Origin of the sequence: Microcoleus sp. T3_A4 (assembly GCF_036700465.1) — a bacterium.
Lineage (GTDB): Bacteria > Cyanobacteriota > Cyanobacteriia > Cyanobacteriales > Microcoleaceae > Microcoleus.
Genome location: NZ_JAUBOY010000080.1, coordinates 1 through 16,510, shown reverse-complemented (window position 1 = coordinate 16,510; position 16,510 = coordinate 1). Strand labels below are relative to the sequence as shown.

Here is a 16,510-nt window from a genome sequence, read left to right as displayed (position 1 = left end):
ACTCAATCGAATAAGGTTTCATTTTTTTAGCTTATATACTAAATAAACTGTATCATATATACATGGAATCTGCTGTATAATGGCTCAAATAATCATCATCCCTCCGATTCATTTTCTGCTATTTGTAAATTGCTAAAATGATCGTCGCCACAGATTTATTTTCTGCTATTTGCACTCCTGAAAAACATCATGCCTGATATTGTCGAGACTGTCACCAATGCCGGCTCTTTCAAAACACTCGTGACTGTTATTGAAGCGGCTGGTTTGTTAGATTTATTGCAAAGTCCGGGCCCCTACACCGTCTTAGCACCCACTGACGAGGCATTTGCCAAAATTCCTACGAACACTCTTACGTCTTGGTTGGAAGACATACCCAAGCTCAAGAAAATTCTGACTTATCACATTCTGTTTGGCGAGGTACTAACTGAGAATTTGCTTGAGTTAAGTTCGGCAGAAACAGTTGAAGGTTCGGTGGTAGGAATTGATACTTCTGACGGCCTTAAAGTGAATGATGCTAAAGTTCTCACTTCCAATATTCTTGCTGACAATGGCGTCATCCATATCATTGATGCCGTGCTAGTACCAGCAATGGTTGCAGCATAATCAAACTTGCGACATCTCTAAATTTAGTAGGGTGATTATGGGCGCACCTTACATTTTAAACTAGAGAAATTACGCAAGTGTCACAATTAGTAAGGTGCCTCAGAACCAAAACCATCGATCATCCGTCCATAACTCGGTCTAACGCACCCTACAAGTCGATTGGATCGTGACACTTGCGTAATTGCTGAACTAATTATCCGAACCTAAAATCAATCCTGAGCGCGCCGGCAGCATCAATTCTAAAAGGCGAGTTTCCCCGTCACCTTTCCAAACAAACTCGCCTTTCCCAAACAGCAATTTATCGTGAGGAGATTTCAACTTAGCTGGCTCAAAGCTAATATTAGCTGCTTCTGTCGCGACATTGACAGCAACAACTATTTCCTCATCCCCCAAAATTCTGGCAAAAACGTAAACCGTTCCCTCAGCAAACAGAATTTGGTACGAACCAGTGCGGAGGACAGCGTATTTGTGCCGCAAAGCTATCAACTGCTTGTGGTAATCTAAAACATCAAGTTCCCAGTGACCTTGTAAGGGGAAACCGCGGCGAGAATCGGGATCTAGAGCACCGGGCAAACCAACTTCATCGCCGTAGTAAATGCTGGGAGCTCCAGGAAAAGTTAACAGTAGCAAAGTAGCGAGTTCGACGCTAGCTTTATCGCCTCCTGCAATTGTTAACAACCTCGCAGTATCGTGACTGGCCAACAAATTAAGTTGAGTTAGCTGTATCGGCCACGGGTACAGTTCCAAAACGTGCTGAATTTTGTCGCCGTACTCTTTAGCAAAAAGCGGCGGATAGGGATGATAAGCACGGCCTTCAATTTGAGTTAAATCTACCCTGTCCCCCGCTGCAAAAGCAATAGTCGGTGCAGCAAAAAGATAATTCATCACGCCGTCAAATTGAGTGCCGTCGAGCCATTCTCTCGCATCTTCCCAAACTTCGCCGACAATGTAAGCTTCGGGATTAACTGCTTTAACTCGGTCTCGAAATTCCTGCCAAAATCCCGGGTTTTTAATTTCAAAAGGAACGTCCAGCCGCCAGCCATCGACGCCGAATTTAATCCAATATTCGGCGATTTCCATGATGTATTCTCGCACTTCTGGATTGTCGTGATTGAATACAGGAAGGGCTCGATTCCCGTCCCAACCAGCATAATTAGCAGGAAAATTGCCGTCGTAGGCCGATAGCGGCCAGCCTTCAATTTTAAACCAATCTACCCAAGGAGAATGGGGGCCGTTTTCGAGGATATCATGAAAGAAGAAAAAGCCACGGCTGGCATGGTTAAATACGCCGTCGAGGACAACTTTGATGTTGCGATCGTGAGCTGCGTCTAGAAGCTCTTTAAAAGCCGGATTGCCACCCAACATCGGATCGACTTGATAGTAGTCGTGGGTGTGGTAGCGGTGATTGCTGGCTGACTGAAATATGGGGGTGAAATAAATTGCGTTAATTCCTAAGTCTTGCAAGTAGTCTAGCTCTTCCATCACGCCCCACAAGTCTCCGCCTTTGTAGCCTTGCAGGGTGGGAATTTCGTGCCATTCTTCCCACATGAAGTTTTGCAGCAGGCGTTTGCGAGGCTGTTTGCTTTTGGCGAAGCGATCGGGGAATATTTGGTAGAATACCGCGTGTTTAACCCAGTCCGGCGTTTGAATTTGCATACACTTTTTCTAGATTTTACGGCTTAGGGTACAGTAGCAGATGTTTGTCGCGGATCTAGCTTTTGGTAGAGAATAGACCTTTTATCCCATTTGGTCGCTGGAGAAATTGTAAAAAATTACACAAATTTGCAGTCACTCTAAGATTGAAAACTGACTCTACCTAGAAGAAATTTATCGTCCCGACGGGCGGCGCTTCCTGAGTGCTGTGGAGTCGGACCACCTCAGATAACAGAAACGCCAGCAAAAAGAACCGGCTCAAACTGAAACAGAACCAGAGCGCGAGGAATGGCCCATACAGAGCGTCAGCGGGCGTGGCGGTGCATCGCGACCTGCCTTGAAAAAGAACAACAGCGCCATGAGCCTCGATCGAGAAATTGTGAAAACGGGGAATTTACCCAAAAAACTTGTTATTAACGGCCAAAACCCCGAACCTTATTCTTTCCTTAAACTGCCTTTATTTATTGAAGGGTATTTTAACTCACAACTCAAAACTTTTTTAAATATCCATTATGGATTGATGGGTATTTTAACTCACAACTCAAAACTCCTAACTCCAATCCAGGACGTACTCCAACTCTGATCAACCGGGTTTTTTAACTCTTATTGAGAGTTTGAAGAAGTATTTGGATTAAACAACCTGGTTTCTGTGTAAACGACTCAACTCCTAACTCAAAACTCAAAACTTCCTTGCTCCCCCCCCTTGTCAAGAAGCCCTCACCATCCGACACTGTACTTGGAGAGTTAATCGACCCTAGGGAGAAAGTTCCTTGAAAAAAGTTTTAGCCATCATCCTCGGTGGCGGTGTAGGCACCCGCCTTTACCCCCTAACCAAACTGCGAGCCAAACCCGCAGTTCCCCTCGCAGGCAAATATCGCCTCATCGATATTCCTGTCAGCAACTGCATAAACTCGGAAATAGTCAAAATCTACGTCCTCACCCAATTCAACTCGGCATCCCTCAACCGTCACATCTCTCGCACCTACCAGTTTTCCGGCTTCACCGAGGGATTTGTCGAGGTGCTCGCCGCCCAGCAAACTCAGGAAAACCCCAACTGGTTTCAAGGGACAGCCGATGCAGTTCGCCAATATCTCTCGCTGCTAGAACAGTGGGACGTTGATGAATACTTGATTCTTTCGGGCGATCACCTCTATCGCATGGACTACCAGAAGTTTGTGCAGAGACACCGCGAAACCAACGCGGATATCACCCTCTCGGTTTTGCCTATGGACGAGAAGCGGGCGTCGGATTTTGGTTTGATGAAAATCGACGACACCGGCCGCATTGTTTCTTTCAGCGAAAAGCCAAAAGGCGATGCGCTCAAACAAATGCAGGTGGATACTACTACACTGGGATTGACAGCGCAGCAAGCTCAGGAAAGTCCTTACATTGCTTCGATGGGGATTTACGTCTTCAAAAGAGAAGTTCTGATTAAACTCCTGAAAGAATCTCCAAACCAAACTGATTTTGGTAAAGAGATAATTCCGAATTCTGCAAAAGACCACAACGTTCAAGCTTATTTGTTTGACGATTATTGGGAAGATATCGGAACCATTGAGGCTTTTTACGATGCTAACTTGGCTCTGACAAAACAGCCTCAGCCGCCTTTCAGTTTCTACGATGAAAAGGCGCCAATTTACACTCGCCCGCGTTTCTTGCCGCCGACTAAGCTTTTAAATACTCACGTCACTGAATCGATTATTGCTGAAGGCTGCATTCTCAAAGAGTGCCGGATCGACCATTCTGTGTTGGGAGTTCGATCGCGCATTGAAGCTGGATGTACGATTCAAGACACCCTGGTCCTGGGTGCTGACTTCTACGAACCCGACGCAGAACGGCATTCGAGTTTGGACAACGGCGGCGTCGCCCTTGGTATCGGTGCAGATACTACAATTCGCCGCGCGATTGTGGATAAAAATGCTCGCATCGGCCGCAATGTTCAAATAATTAATAAAGACCGAGTGGAAGAAGCCAACCGCGAAAACCAAGGTTTTTACATCCGCAGTGGCATTATCGTAGTTCTGAAAAATGCCACGATTCCTGATGGAACTATCATTTAGTTATTAGTCATTAGTCATTAGTCGTCAGTCATTAGTTTTTTAAGTTAAAATCTGTTACCTGCTTTTCAAGTGACTGATGATAAATAATGAAATTAGTGACAGATCACCAATGACCGATGACTGATGACTGATGACGAAATTCATTCTTTTTTTTGTTGATTATTAATTCCCACCGCTGATGCGAGTTTGTCGAAATACTTGGCTTTATTCAAAGGCTCGCGCATTATTAATAAGCGACAGTCTCTGTTACTGTCTGCCGCGATACAGATATGTCCGCTCGCCTGCGTCTGGCGAATAGCTTCTGATTCTTGTATTTGCGCTGGTAGCACGACTGACAAATGCGCTGCCCGTTTCTGAGCACCACAGCACTCTCGGAACTATCTTTCCAATCGTCGCAGCAGCCACAAGGCCAACTTAGCAAATAATTCATAATGTTAGCACCCTAGTAGCGTTAAAAGCTTATCGCTCTACTATCCTATCTTAATGTTTTATACAAGTGTGTGATTTAGCTAACAGACAGCGAAGAAATTATGTTATATTACTTTGACTTAAATGTATTCAGAGGTTGTAAAAATAAAATTCTCTAGCCGGGGTCTGGGGTGAATAAAAAATATCTAGAAATTCTGTGTAAAAACGGCGCAATTTAGGGTATTATATAGTCACAATTCATAAACCAGATTTGACAGAACTTGCTGATGGAAACCTGCTAAGATTTGGATTGGGTGATCAAGCTCATATCGAGAAGTTCGTAGGCGTAAGCCGGGGCGTAGCCATCGCACCGTGCCCCGGAAAAAAAGACCAAAAAAAGATTGATCGTCCGCGCCAGTCAACCCTCCTAGGCTCGCGCCCGCAACAGCAGCAGCTTTCCCCCCTCACCTCAACCGGGCTGCAGCCTCCCGAAAGCCCTAAGTCTCATAACTCCCCAAAAGTATTCGCCGCAGGAGTTTCACCGTCTCAAAGCTCACAGGTATAGCAACGCCCTAGAGGGTAAGGACGTTCTTAATTGATGAAAGCTATTATTTGTGTTGTCGAATGCCAAAAGCATTTCTAGAGGCTGCTGCTTCAGCTCCCTTGGACACGAGAGAGCCGAATGCTATAAAATCTTAAACAGCAGGGGAGTGCGGAAATTGCGATCGAACGCCAAGCAACAACCGAACTCGATCGAGTCCAAACCTTTGATAACCTATAATTTGAATGAGATGCCGCAGGCACTTCGGCTCCTGGCATTATACTAATGCGCCATCCTGCGGGTAATTTGGGATTTATTCTTTCTAACAACTAACAACTAACAAATAACAACTAATAAAGAGGGGATTGCTTAATGGCTGCAACAGATTTTAAAGACTATTACGCTATTTTGGGACTCAACAAAACTGCCAGTTCTGACGAAATTAAAAAAACTTTCCGCAAACTAGCCCGCAAATATCACCCGGACATGAACCCCGGCAACAAAGAAGCAGAAGCTCGTTTTAAAGAAGTAAACGAAGCTTACGAAGTGCTCTCAGACCCTGAAAAACGCAAAAAATACGATCAATACGGTCAATACTGGAAGCAAGCTGCCACAACTCCAGGCGGATGGCCCGGCGGGGGCAGTACGAATGTAGACTTTGGCGGGGTTGACTTCAGCGAGTACGGCAGTTTTGACGAATTTATCAATGCCTTGCTAGGTCGCGCAGGTAGTAGTCCGGGTAATGCCCGCAATGCCAAGTGGAATTACAGTAACTACCGCAGCACCAGCGGCGGGCCCACAGGTTTTGGCGGATTTGAAGATTTCGCGGGGTACGAAAACCGCAGCGCAGTCAGCTCTCTCGACACCGAGGTGGTGGTTTCCCTGACTTTGGGGGAAGCATTTCGCGGAACTTCTAAGCGAGTCGCCACGGGCGAAGTTTCGATTCCAGCAGGAGTGAAAACCGGCAGTAAAATCCGGATAAAAGGCAAAGGTCAAGTTGACCCGTACACGAAGCAGCAGGGAGATTTGTACCTAAAATTAGAAGTTTTGCCTCACGCTTTCTTCCAGTTTGAGGGAGAGAATTTGGTCTGCGAAGTGCCGATAACTCCTGACGAAGCGGTGTTGGGAGCTTCAATTGAAGTGCCGGCGCCTGAAGGTATGATCACTGTGAAATTTCCAGCCGGGATTCGTTCGGGTCAGTCTTTGCGGTTGCGAGGCAAAGGATGGCCGAAACCGAAGAAAAACGAGCGGACTGATTTGTTGGTCAAAATTGCGATCGTGCCACCGAAAGAAATTAGCAGTGTAGAACGCGAATGCTATGAAAAACTCAAAGCCAATCGCACTTTTAATCCTCGCAGTAATCTCAATCAGATGGTGCTTTGAAAAAGCGTGCATTTCTCGGACGCAAATAAGATTCTTTCTTCACTCTTTCATCGGGACACAGCATTGTTGTGTCCCTACTGTATGCAAGCGCGATCTCATTTGAAAAAAACCCTGTTAATAAGTCAACTTTTCTTCGCCCGTAATTTGCACTTTCCAACCTTCTCAAGACTCTTCGCTAGCTCTTAGCTGAGTAGGTTGGCTACCTTGTTTGAGGTTGATGGTAATTTTTTTAGCTCCTTTGTTCTCCAGGTCTCGGATGTAGCCGGTCGATCTGTCAGAAGCTTCCTCTCTGCTGTCATAGGGCCCAAAGTAATAGGTACGCTTTGGCGAATCTGTATCAACTTCTACCCACCATTCGTCGCGTCGAGTGCTGCTAGCAGGTTGAGCTAGCACCCAAAGGGCAGTGAAAAACATACCCAACATAGAGATTTCAAACATATTTACCTCTGGGAAGACTTAAGTAGTTTTTTCTGTTCTCTCTCAATTTATCAACGCAACGGGATCTATCGGCTCGTCCTCAGTGCTGATTTAGCCCCAATTATTTTTGGCAGTTAATGCTAGCTAAAATCTGCATTTTGGCGGAGAAGATGCCTACTTTTAAGCCACCACTACAAATATAAAGTCCGCAGGGTAAGGACTAGGACAAGATGATGCTTAATATTATTGTTGAGGCTTCAGTTAATGAAAAACTAAAACAGAACTTACGCACTCTAGACGCCGACAAACCGGGTTGTTTAACCGATACCCCTCGCAATAGATGGAGTATTTTCGTCAAAAAACCCGGTTTCTGCCGATTGGACTATCAAAATTCTTAAGCCGCGATACCCTCCGAGAATTCACTATCGCAAATTGTGAGTTCCGAAGGCTGACACCGTTTAATGCGGATGCTAACCCTTTTGGCTCCCTCGCTTTCCAAGTCTTCTATGTAGCCTGGAGTATTGCTGGAAGCTTCTTTGTCGGTGTCAAAGGGGCCAAAATAGTAGGTACAGTGGGGCAAATCGGTGATAATTTCTACCCACCATTTCTCCGACCGGCGGTGGCCCGGCCGGGCAAACACGGACAAGACTGCGACGTAGATACAAAATAAATAAAATCCGAGCATCTTTATTCTTGAGAGTGGTTTAATTTATTATTTGAATCTATCAAAATAATTTGCCCAATCGAATCAACCTCAGTGCTGATTTTGCGTCGATCGACTTTAGATGCGAGATTTTAGATCTTAGATTTTTCTTGCCATCTAAAATCTAAAGCAAAACCCGCCGGTGCGGGTTGTTTGCTAACTAAAAAATGCTCTTTTTCCAAACTAGATGGCTGGGCAAACCTCAGCCTGCTGAGGTTTAGCGCTTGCCTTTGGGGAACTGTTCGATACCAGCCCAACCGTAGAAAACCAGCTCGTCGTTCTGAACTCGGCAGCGGTCTACTCGCAGTTGAGTGCCTTCTAAGGCAAATTTGTCTAAGTCTAGCAAGTTATTTACGTGGGCAATTATAGCTTGACCCAAGTCTACTGCTTGCCCGTCACCGCCGTAAGTAACGCTGACAAATTGGATTTTACGTCGGTCTTCTACTTGCAATTGAGCAGTAATATCTATTTTGACGGGTTCGCTGGCCTCGCCTACGGTAATTTCGGACTGAAGCCGAATTGATTTGTCGGTTCCGAAGCTGACTTCAGTGTTTTGAAAGTGCAGAGATTGCTCTTGGTACTTCAGCTTCTGGAGTTTTTCAACTACAAAAGGTGTATTGAATGAGGTGGTTAAATCCGATCGACTTAAGACTACTCGCATATTTGCCTGGGTAGGCTGCCGCAATTTCACTTGACCTGCAAAAATCGCTCCAAAATCAATGGAGAGTGCTTGCAGGTAGAGTTCCATCACTTCTATGCGAAGGCCGTTGTACATCAACATACCTTTGCCAACGAAGTCGAAACCGTCGATGCTTCCCTGCAAGAGTTTGGCTACTGGTTCGACTCGGATGTTGGCCTCGGCCTTTTCAGAACGCTTGAATAAGGCTGCGATCGCAGCTCCTGCTACTTTACTAACAAGGCGATCGCCACTTTGACCTTGAAAGGATGTACCGCTAAACAAAGCTGCTACCATTTATTCGTTTGCTCATCTACAGTCGCCATTATAACCTCATATTAAGAAATGTAAAAATAGCTTGTGCTTATTCACCTCATAAGCAGATATTGTTTTTTGTCTGTCTTCAAAACAACATTGTTGAAATTTAAACGCTCAGGGGGGTACCTTGGAGACAGGCGCGATCGAGCAACGCTCCATCCCAAAAGGTTTGTTCCATCATGGCACAAAGCAAATTAGCCCCCGTCAGGTTAGCGCCCCGAAGTACGGCTCCATTCAGGATCGCTTCTTCCAAGTCAGCTCCCGACAAATCAGCGCCAGACAAATTAGCATGGCTCAAATCCGCACCAAGCAAAATTGCCCTAGCCAAAGCAGCGCCCCGCAAATCGGCACCGCGAAAATCGACACCGCTCAAATCCAAATTGCCGATGGATGCCCCCGTCAAAAAAGCACCCCCAAAACTTGCGTCGCGGACTAAAGCGTTAGCGAAGGAAGCTCCCCGCAAATCGGCATTGCGAAAATCTGCGCCTCGCAAGTCAGCGCCGCTCAAGTCAGCGCCTCGGAGGTTGGCTCGCAATACGGCCCGCTGCAAGTTAGCGCCCGCGAGATTAGCTCCACTCAAGTTGGCTTGAGACAAATTAGCATTGGCGAGATCGGCTCCCGCTAAGTCTTTGCCGGCTAAATCAGTGCCAGCCAACATCAAAATTTTGCCTTTACGTATGGCTTCGAGGTCATTAGTCATTATTTTTTAGTCATTAGTCATTAGTCATCAGTCATTAGCGCACAGACAGGCAGCGGACACAACTCCCAGTGGTAGGGTGCGCTTAGCAAGCACAGGCTGATTTTTGATTTTTTGTAGTGCTGGAACAGATTTTGTGCTGAGTTTTAAATGCCCAATACTTCGGCTAGGCACTTCGGCTGCGCTCAGCACAAGCTCTGTACAAGTTCCCAATTACCAATTACCGATCGCCCATTACCAATCTAGTTATTTTATAATGCCGGAGCTGCCGCGGTCGTTCGATCGCCCAAATCCTCCAGCCACACGTTAGGCAGTTGGCTGGGGCGGTTCGGTAACTGCATCAAACCCATTTCTGCCAGCCTGACGACGTTGCTGAGAGTTTCCACCAAAGCCGGATCGAAGCGAGTGCCCGACAGTTCGCGGCACTGTTCCAAAGCTTCGCTCAAACTCAAAGCCGCACGCTCCCCACGGGGTTGAGTCAATTCTTGAAAATCAGCGACCAACCCCAAAATCCGCGAAGCAACGGGTATGGTTTCGGCTCGCAAACCCTCTGGCCTGCCGCTGCCATCCCAATATTCGAGTTGATGCTTGACAATTTCCGCCACAGGTGATAGTTCCGGCATTGCTTGCAGCAGTTGGGAACCAATGAAACTGCGATCGCGCCAAAATGATAAAGTTGCTTGGTCGAAAGCATCGGGAGTGCGATCGAACACCTCATTCGGAGCCGAAATTAAGCCGACTCGAAATAGCAATCCAGCCAGCCGCAGCCTCCGCAACTGCAAAGCCGGCAAATCGAGTAGTTGACCCAAAGTTTCCGACAAAGCCGCCACCTGCAAAGACGCTGTAGGATTTGCGGTATCGCGTTCGTCTACGCGCTGGGCCATCCGCAGAAAAGCTTGAAGTTTGTTAGCGTTCAAATTGCGGCTGACGCGCAAAGCTTGACCTTCCAATTCCCACAATTCGCGGGTTTGGCGGTTAATTGCCACCATTTGCTGCTGAGAACTTTGCAGGTAAGTGACTATCCGCGATACCACGCCACTAATATCTGCCAAGGGCGGGCCTTTGGTTGCCAGGATTTCGTGGTACATTTCCAGCAAACTGTCGGCTAGCGGGGAGTTGTAATGTCGCGTCTGTTCTATAAAAATTTCTGCCGAGGCCGACACCAAAGACTGGTCAAACGACCACAAACCGTAGAACTTTCGTTCTGTATCGACTTCTGGTTTGCCCTCGGGCAAGTATTCCTCGGCTGAAAGTTCGCGGCAAAGCACCATTGCTTTGTATGTGGGGGCGACGATGATTAAATTCCATTCTTGGATGAGGGGGTCGCTCTCATCGAGATTTATTAAAGATACATTTTCTAATTGACCCGTTTTGTGGGTAGCGAAACCGCTGTCGGCTACTGCACCGATGACAACGCACCGAGAAGCATTAGCAATATCTAGGTAGCGATCGGCTTCCTGTAAATACCATTTACCCTGCTGAAACGTTACCAAAACTAAGGGTTGGAGCTCGCTCTTTTCCCCGCCACTGGTTTGCAAAATGTGGTCTTCTAGGGCGTGACATAGGGCTACTAGGGTGTTTTTGAAGTATACCCCGTAGCTAGAAGGCAGTTTTCCGTCGGGAAGTGTAGCTTGTAGTCTAGCGAGAGTTGATTCTGAATTCATTGCAAAAAGCGGTGCCGGCTCTTACTTATTGTAGCGGGCGATCGAACTTCTAGAAAAGACTTTGGGCAAAAGTCCGAGTTTTTGAGTTTTCACCGCTTCGCAACCGAGTCAATGTAGAGTGCGCCGAAGAGTACCTGATTAATTTTAGCAATTTTCTAGAAACCCTCTGTCTTTGGCTGAGTTTTTTTCAGACGAGAAACCTGCCGAGAGGAAGACGGTAAATGACTTAAGTATTAACTACTATTTTTTAAACAATATTATTAGGAATTCTGAGCGTGCTTCAACAAAATAGAAGTTTAGGTGAACAGGCGATCGACAAAGTGGCCGAGATTGCTATTGCTAGCAAATTAGACGAATCCGAAACTTTGTCTGTGACAGTTAACACCGATCCGATCCAGCTAGCCCAGGGAGAAGTAGAGGCCGTTGCCGTTGAGGGCAAAGGATTGGTAATGCAACAAGATTTGCGCGTGGAAGAATTGCAAATTCACGTCAAGGATATTGCTGTCAATCCCTTGACCGCTATGTTTGGCAAAATTGAACTGAACGGGCCTGCCTTCGGTGGGGCGCGCGCAGTTTTAACCGAAAGCGATATCAACCGCGCTTTTAATTCCGAATACATCAGCAGGAAACTGAAAAACTTAAAAGTTACTGTTGACGGACAACCGCAGACAATAGACGTTAAAACTATTGAGTGCCAATTGCTAGACGGAAAAATCGCTTTAAATGCTGAGGTAGTGGTGCGGGAAACTACCTCAACTGAAAAAATTTATTTTACAGCAAAGCCTCAGATCGCAGCGGGGGGTTGGGCAATTTCTCTTCAGGATGTCGAGTATCCTGAAAACAACGAATTTTCGCCTGAGTTAACTGAAGCTTTGGCGAACAAAGCTGGTGAAGTTTTAAACTTGCGAAATTTTGAAATTGAGGGAATGTCCCTGCGAATTCAGCAGCTAAATGTGGAACCGGGCGTGCTGACTTTGCAAGCTGAAGCGAAAGTCGAACAATTCCCTAATTAGGAATGAGAATTAAATAATTTCCACAAGTTTGTGGGATGGGCGTTCCGCCCGTCCCACAATAACAATTAAAATTGTAAGTTATTTAATTCGCGATCCTTAGCAGCTTCTAGGGTGTGTCAGAAACAAAAAAGCTCTTCCATTCCAGCAACTATTGGAACTGGCGCACCCTACCATTATGCTTTGCTCTGGAAAAATCTCTGCAGTTTATGAAATCCCTCTAAAGTTATAAAAAAGTCGATAGCAACCCGCAGCAAAATATCACCGCCGTTAGAGGCAGGCAGGGGTAGTTTACTTTTACTCTTAACAAGTAGTAGTTAAAAATTGGGAACTTCTTGTGAACACTGTAACTTCTTTTTTGAAAAAACTGCGTAACGGTCAATTTTTGACTCAATTTTTGACTGTATGTATGGCCGGTTTGTTGCTGTTTACCAGCACCGCTTGCAATTCGGGCGATGTTCGAGGTGCTCGGCCTGAGAATCCTCCCGTTCAAGCTGGAGGAATGAATAACCCTCACAAGGGTGGCGGTGATGGATACACGAATTATAAAACATCCACCGATCCTAAAGTAAATCAGTCGCCTGCTCAAGCAGAAAAGAATCGGGCTGATTTGTCGATCGTGGGCGATCGTCTCCTGGCATCGACTACCGCTGAATCTAATTCCTCAAAGCTGCTTTATCCGGGCTCTGCACCCCTGGAAACTGACAAGTTCGACCTCGAACTCGGCGGAGATAAAAGTCTGTTAGAAGCGCCAGACGGACAGCCGGCTAAGGCTCAACCCGTATTCGATCGCAGCGATCCCGATGCCAATATTTTAGAGAGAGTAGGCGCCGCCTTTAAGGATGCTTCTGGTTTCCTGAAAGATAGCGCTGAAGATGCCAAGGAAAGCTCAGTTACGAAACTCAATCCGCTGCAAAAATAAGCTAGCAGAACCAAAAATGATGTAGGGGCTGTCTGAAATTAGCCCCTACATAAATAATATAATTTATTGAAACTAGATAAATGCTTGTACAGCGGTTCTCAAAAAAGTGAGGTATGCCCTATGCCCTATGCCCTATGCCCTATAGTACCTCATCTTTCTGAGAAAGGCTATATATCTGCTATCTACTTAACAAAATTTACGCTTTTTATACTTTTTTGAGATTATGCAGAGCAATATATTTTACCTTTTCTGGGATTTCTGCTGCGAATTGCCGACAGTATTTATGGTAAATTTCAATCAGGTTTAATAAATCTCAAACATATTGATTAGCATGAACTATTTTACCATAAATTAAACTGACTGGGTTGTTAATTTCGTGAGCGACTCCAGCGACTAACTGTGCTAAACTCGACATTTGTTCGGAGTGAATTAGCTGAAGATGTCAACGAAAGTTCCGTTACAAAACTTAAATTTTAAAATTATTTTACAGCTCAAGGAAAAACCCTAAACACTTTTAGGCGTAAAGAAGGATTGTAATGATGGATAAAATACCCGATAGCTCCCACATGATTGGAAAGGTTTTTATAAAATGACCGAGTTTTTATTACAATAGCCAGAAGTCATTGGCATCAGGGTGTTATTGAATCTTTCTATATCAGAAGTTTTGCCCTGATCTCTCCCGACAGATTGGTGTCGCTTGCGAGGGAAAACTTTTTCCTATCGCCCTCCACGATGACATTGCTGAGTTCATCAGTCAGATTTCAATTGAGCTACAGCTAGGAAATGGTATAGTGCTATATACCGATAGTATTCCCAAAGCAAAAGACATTAATAAAAAACAATATGGTGTTGAGCCGATATGTGAAGTTATTAGCAAAAACTGCCATTTATCGGCCCAAGAAATCAAGCAAGCGGTGATTGAGGATGTGCGACGACATATCAGCAATCAACAAGTGTTTGATGACATCACTTTGTTGGTTTTGAAGCGGACGGAATTAGGCGTAGCAACAGAGTCACCGCCTCAAGCACCCCCATTGGTTTAGAGCGATCGCCAATACCTCAAAACAATAAACTGATGACAGGAAACGGGAAAATGGTCGGCGGGGCGATCGCCTTAGCAGTCAAATTTACGAAGAGGTGGTGAGATATCTCAAACGCCGCCCCCCAAAAGAGGCTGAATCTCCAGAGAACTTCCAAGCCATCGTCACAGTTTAATTTTTTAGTATACTAATCTATTAATGGTAGTTAAATACGATTTTTTGCTCGTCATCTTTTCCATCATTATTGCCATTATGGCCTCCTATACCACCTTATAATTAACAGAGATAATGACTCGAAAAAATGGTAAAAATATTTGCTTAGATTGGTTAATTTGTCGTTCTTTGACAATGGGAACGGGCATCTGGGCAATGCACTTTATAGGAATGCTCGCTTATCACCTACCAGTAGCGATCGCCTACAATTTACCCCTTGTGATTGTCTCTTGGCTTGCCGCAGCGATTGCATCTGGTATCGTCTTCTACAGCTTGCATCGAGGCTTTGCACGCAGGTTCTCATTGTTAATCCCCGGTATTCTCATGGGCTCTGGCATTGGAAGTATGCTTTATATAGGCATGGCGGCGATGCGAGTACCTGCCGAAATGCACAATAATTACTGGATTGTGGCACTGTCTTTCTTAGTTGCCGTTATTTCTAAATCTATAAGGAAGTCCGATGTACGACTTGACGAGATTCACTTTAAGGGACATGGCGGAATGCGGGTTGGCTCTACGCCAGTTCGGATTGGGGGTTGAAAGTATGGAAGAGGCGAGTAACAGAATTGTTAGGTATCTTTACGAAAATTTCTGTACTAAGCCAACTGGTGAAAAATCCTGCGCCCTAGTCCGTTTGTTCAAAACTCACCCTTATGAAGACTTAGAAGTCGAACTTGCCGAGTATGCCCGTAGTATGTTGGGCGACTATCCCCCTTGGCCTGCCATGAAGTGCATGACTGCACTGGCAACAGTAGGAGAACAAACGGAATGGAACTCAAGACACACATCCGTTGGACATAAGGCTATTCCGCTGGCAAGCGAATCTGTAGTCGCTCAGATACCGATGATCTCACAACTCATCAGACAGCTCGGCTTAGATATAAAAACAGTTATCAACCCTGACCCGAATCTTTTGGTAGAAATCGAGCAGAGGAAATACAACGTCTTTTATGTACCTGAAGCGATTGGCAGCCCCTATATTCCCGCTCAAGACTCCTTTGTGATTCCCTTCGGAATCAAGTCTGTGTTGGGGTTTGGTGGTCTATTACCTTCAGGCAATATGTTTGCAATTATCATGTTCTTGAAAGTCCAGATTCCTATTAGCACGGTTCAGATGTTCAGCACTCTGGCGCTGAACGTAAAGACAGCACTGCTGCCCTTCGATCGAGGAGCTGTCTTCGCTCAAAAAAAAGATGAATCTGCTACAGCCTCTAAGCAAATATTCACAAGAAACACTGAGCAGGAGATAGCGCAGCTTAGATCCCAGGTAGGGACTTTGAGGCAGTTGCTTGATGTTTTTGACCAATCGATATCGGTACAATCCGATCGACTCGAACAAGCCATAGAGCAACTGGCGGACTCCGCGCAAAAGTTAGATACCCTCAACGAGAGACTCAAGGAAGACAATCTCCGCATGGGTGCGGAATTGGATATCGTGCGTCAAATGCAGCAGATGATTCTGCCCAATGCTTCTGAACTGGAAATTGAAGGACTAGATATTGCTGCATACATGGCTGCTGCTGATGAAGTTGGAGGCGACTACTATGATGTCTTAAACACTGATGGTGTTGTCACTCTTGGCATCGGTGATGTTACTGGACATGGACTCGAAAGCGGTATCTTGATGCTGATGGCGCAAACAGCCGTTCGTACCCTCAAGGAAATCCGCGAAACTGATCCGGTTCGGTTCCTAGATGCGCTCAACCGCACCCTCTACAAAAATGTGCAGCGCATGAAATCTGAGAAAAGTCTCACCCTAGCGATTTTAAATTATTCCCAAGGACAAGTCAGTATTAGCGGACAACATGAAGAAACAATCATTGTGCGCCTTGGCGGACTGGTAGAACGTATCGACACAATGGATTTAGGCTTCCCCATCGCCCTCGACGATGATATTGCTGATTTCATCAGTCACATTTCAATGGAACTACAGCCCGGAGATGGTTTAGTGCTATATACCGATGGTATTCCTGAAGCAAAAGACATTAAGAAAAAACAGTATGGCGTTGAGCAGATGTGTGAAGTCATTCGCCAAAACTGGCATTTGTCGGCTGAAGAAATTAAGCAAGCGGTGATTGACGATTTACGGGGACATATCGGCACTCAAAAAGTGTTTGATGATATTACCCACATTCCGCAGATATTCAAGCAGAAGGAAAGGAAGATAGATTCGGAGACACAAAACTCCCAAACGATTGCCGT

General features: G+C 45.6%; 16 protein-coding genes. 9 read left to right on the top strand and 7 right to left on the bottom strand.

Annotated features, from left to right (window positions below):
* Positions 1 to 189 precede the first annotated feature (189 nt).
* On the top strand, positions 190 to 603 hold the full coding sequence (locus QUA07_RS28280; RefSeq protein ID WP_333332083.1) for a fasciclin domain-containing protein: 414 nt from the start codon (positions 190 to 192) through the stop codon (positions 601 to 603).
* Positions 604 to 792: 189 nt separating this feature from the next.
* Here QUA07_RS28280 and QUA07_RS28275 read toward each other — a convergent pair whose 3' ends face one another.
* Positions 793 to 2,259: a glycoside hydrolase family 13 protein gene (locus tag QUA07_RS28275; RefSeq protein WP_333332080.1), complete on the bottom strand. Its 1,467-nt coding sequence runs from the start codon at positions 2,257 to 2,259 to the stop codon at positions 793 to 795.
* 334 nt (positions 2,260 to 2,593) lie between these two features.
* On the opposite strand from QUA07_RS28275, the gene QUA07_RS28270 reads away from it, so the two are divergent.
* Both QUA07_RS28270 and QUA07_RS28265 read left to right on the top strand, forming a co-directional pair.
* On the top strand, positions 2,594 to 2,839 hold the full coding sequence (locus tag QUA07_RS28270) for a hypothetical protein (protein WP_333332076.1): 246 nt from the start codon (positions 2,594 to 2,596) through the stop codon (positions 2,837 to 2,839).
* 187 nt (positions 2,840 to 3,026) lie between these two features.
* The gene (locus tag QUA07_RS28265; protein WP_333084485.1) at positions 3,027 to 4,316 is read left to right on the top strand and encodes a glucose-1-phosphate adenylyltransferase; all 1,290 of its coding nucleotides are present in this window, start codon (positions 3,027 to 3,029) and stop codon (positions 4,314 to 4,316) included.
* Positions 4,317 to 4,542: 226 nt separating this feature from the next.
* Here the strand turns inward: QUA07_RS28265 and QUA07_RS28260 are convergent, their stop codons facing one another.
* Complete coding sequence (locus QUA07_RS28260) at positions 4,543 to 4,746, bottom strand: hypothetical protein (RefSeq protein WP_333084483.1); 204 nt, start codon at positions 4,744 to 4,746, stop codon at positions 4,543 to 4,545.
* An 891-nt stretch (positions 4,747 to 5,637) separates the two neighbouring features.
* Here QUA07_RS28260 and QUA07_RS28255 point away from each other — a divergent pair.
* A complete protein-coding gene (locus QUA07_RS28255) occupies positions 5,638 to 6,648 on the top strand; it encodes a J domain-containing protein (protein ID WP_333332073.1) in 1,011 nt (336 codons plus the stop codon).
* 162 nt (positions 6,649 to 6,810) lie between these two features.
* Here the strand turns inward: QUA07_RS28255 and QUA07_RS28250 are convergent, their stop codons facing one another.
* The 5 genes from QUA07_RS28250 to QUA07_RS28230 all read right to left on the bottom strand — a co-directional run bounded on the left by QUA07_RS28250 (position 6,811) and on the right by QUA07_RS28230 (position 11,123).
* Positions 6,811 to 7,086: a DUF1816 domain-containing protein gene (locus QUA07_RS28250; RefSeq protein WP_333332070.1), complete on the bottom strand. Its 276-nt coding sequence runs from the start codon at positions 7,084 to 7,086 to the stop codon at positions 6,811 to 6,813.
* Between the two features lie 373 nt (positions 7,087 to 7,459).
* Complete coding sequence (locus QUA07_RS28245) at positions 7,460 to 7,750, bottom strand: DUF1816 domain-containing protein (protein WP_333332067.1); 291 nt, start codon at positions 7,748 to 7,750, stop codon at positions 7,460 to 7,462.
* Positions 7,751 to 7,985: 235 nt separating this feature from the next.
* The gene (locus QUA07_RS28240; RefSeq protein WP_333245476.1) at positions 7,986 to 8,741 is read right to left on the bottom strand and encodes a DUF2993 domain-containing protein; all 756 of its coding nucleotides are present in this window, start codon (positions 8,739 to 8,741) and stop codon (positions 7,986 to 7,988) included.
* 127 nt (positions 8,742 to 8,868) lie between these two features.
* Positions 8,869 to 9,462 (bottom strand): pentapeptide repeat-containing protein, encoded by a 594-nt coding sequence (locus tag QUA07_RS28235; RefSeq protein ID WP_333332064.1) that lies wholly within the window; start codon positions 9,460 to 9,462, stop codon positions 8,869 to 8,871.
* Between the two features lie 248 nt (positions 9,463 to 9,710).
* Positions 9,711 to 11,123 (bottom strand): HD domain-containing phosphohydrolase, encoded by a 1,413-nt coding sequence (locus QUA07_RS28230; protein ID WP_333332061.1) that lies wholly within the window; start codon positions 11,121 to 11,123, stop codon positions 9,711 to 9,713.
* A gap of 275 nt (positions 11,124 to 11,398) precedes the next feature.
* Between QUA07_RS28230 and QUA07_RS28225 the strand changes: the two genes are divergently transcribed.
* From QUA07_RS28225 to QUA07_RS28205, 5 genes are all read left to right on the top strand, one after another.
* Positions 11,399 to 12,136 (top strand): DUF2993 domain-containing protein, encoded by a 738-nt coding sequence (locus QUA07_RS28225; RefSeq protein ID WP_333332058.1) that lies wholly within the window; start codon positions 11,399 to 11,401, stop codon positions 12,134 to 12,136.
* Positions 12,137 to 12,470: 334 nt separating this feature from the next.
* Positions 12,471 to 13,055, top strand: a complete 585-nt coding sequence (locus tag QUA07_RS28220) for a DUF6658 family protein (RefSeq protein ID WP_333332055.1) — start codon at positions 12,471 to 12,473, stop codon at positions 13,053 to 13,055.
* A gap of 644 nt (positions 13,056 to 13,699) precedes the next feature.
* Entirely contained in the window at positions 13,700 to 14,098 is a 399-nt protein-coding gene (locus QUA07_RS28215) for a SpoIIE family protein phosphatase (protein ID WP_333332084.1), read from the top strand.
* Between the two features lie 285 nt (positions 14,099 to 14,383).
* On the top strand, positions 14,384 to 14,848 hold the full coding sequence (locus QUA07_RS28210; protein ID WP_333332052.1) for an MHYT domain-containing protein: 465 nt from the start codon (positions 14,384 to 14,386) through the stop codon (positions 14,846 to 14,848).
* Positions 14,849 to 14,852: 4 nt separating this feature from the next.
* A partial coding sequence (locus QUA07_RS28205) for a SpoIIE family protein phosphatase (protein ID WP_333332049.1) occupies positions 14,853 to 16,510 on the top strand: 1,658 nt, incomplete at its 3' end.

Excerpts from the sequence above, each read along its gene's own strand:
- QUA07_RS28260 (WP_333084483.1), bottom strand. The coding sequence starts at position 4,746 with ATGAATTATTTGCTAAGTTGGCCTTGTGGCTGCTGCGACGATTGGAAA.
- QUA07_RS28255 (WP_333332073.1), top strand. The coding sequence starts at position 5,638 with ATGGCTGCAACAGATTTTAAAGACTATTACGCTATTTTGGGACTCAAC.
- QUA07_RS28230 (WP_333332061.1), bottom strand. The coding sequence starts at position 11,123 with ATGAATTCAGAATCAACTCTCGCTAGACTACAAGCTACACTTCCCGAC.
- QUA07_RS28275 (WP_333332080.1), bottom strand. The coding sequence starts at position 2,259 with ATGCAAATTCAAACGCCGGACTGGGTTAAACACGCGGTATTCTACCAA.
- QUA07_RS28235 (WP_333332064.1), bottom strand. The coding sequence starts at position 9,462 with ATGACTAATGACCTCGAAGCCATACGTAAAGGCAAAATTTTGATGTTG.
- QUA07_RS28250 (WP_333332070.1), bottom strand. The coding sequence starts at position 7,086 with ATGTTTGAAATCTCTATGTTGGGTATGTTTTTCACTGCCCTTTGGGTG.
- QUA07_RS28245 (WP_333332067.1), bottom strand. The coding sequence starts at position 7,750 with ATGCTCGGATTTTATTTATTTTGTATCTACGTCGCAGTCTTGTCCGTG.
- QUA07_RS28210 (WP_333332052.1), top strand. The coding sequence starts at position 14,384 with ATGACTCGAAAAAATGGTAAAAATATTTGCTTAGATTGGTTAATTTGT.
- QUA07_RS28280 (WP_333332083.1), top strand. The coding sequence starts at position 190 with ATGCCTGATATTGTCGAGACTGTCACCAATGCCGGCTCTTTCAAAACA.
- QUA07_RS28240 (WP_333245476.1), bottom strand. The coding sequence starts at position 8,741 with ATGGTAGCAGCTTTGTTTAGCGGTACATCCTTTCAAGGTCAAAGTGGC.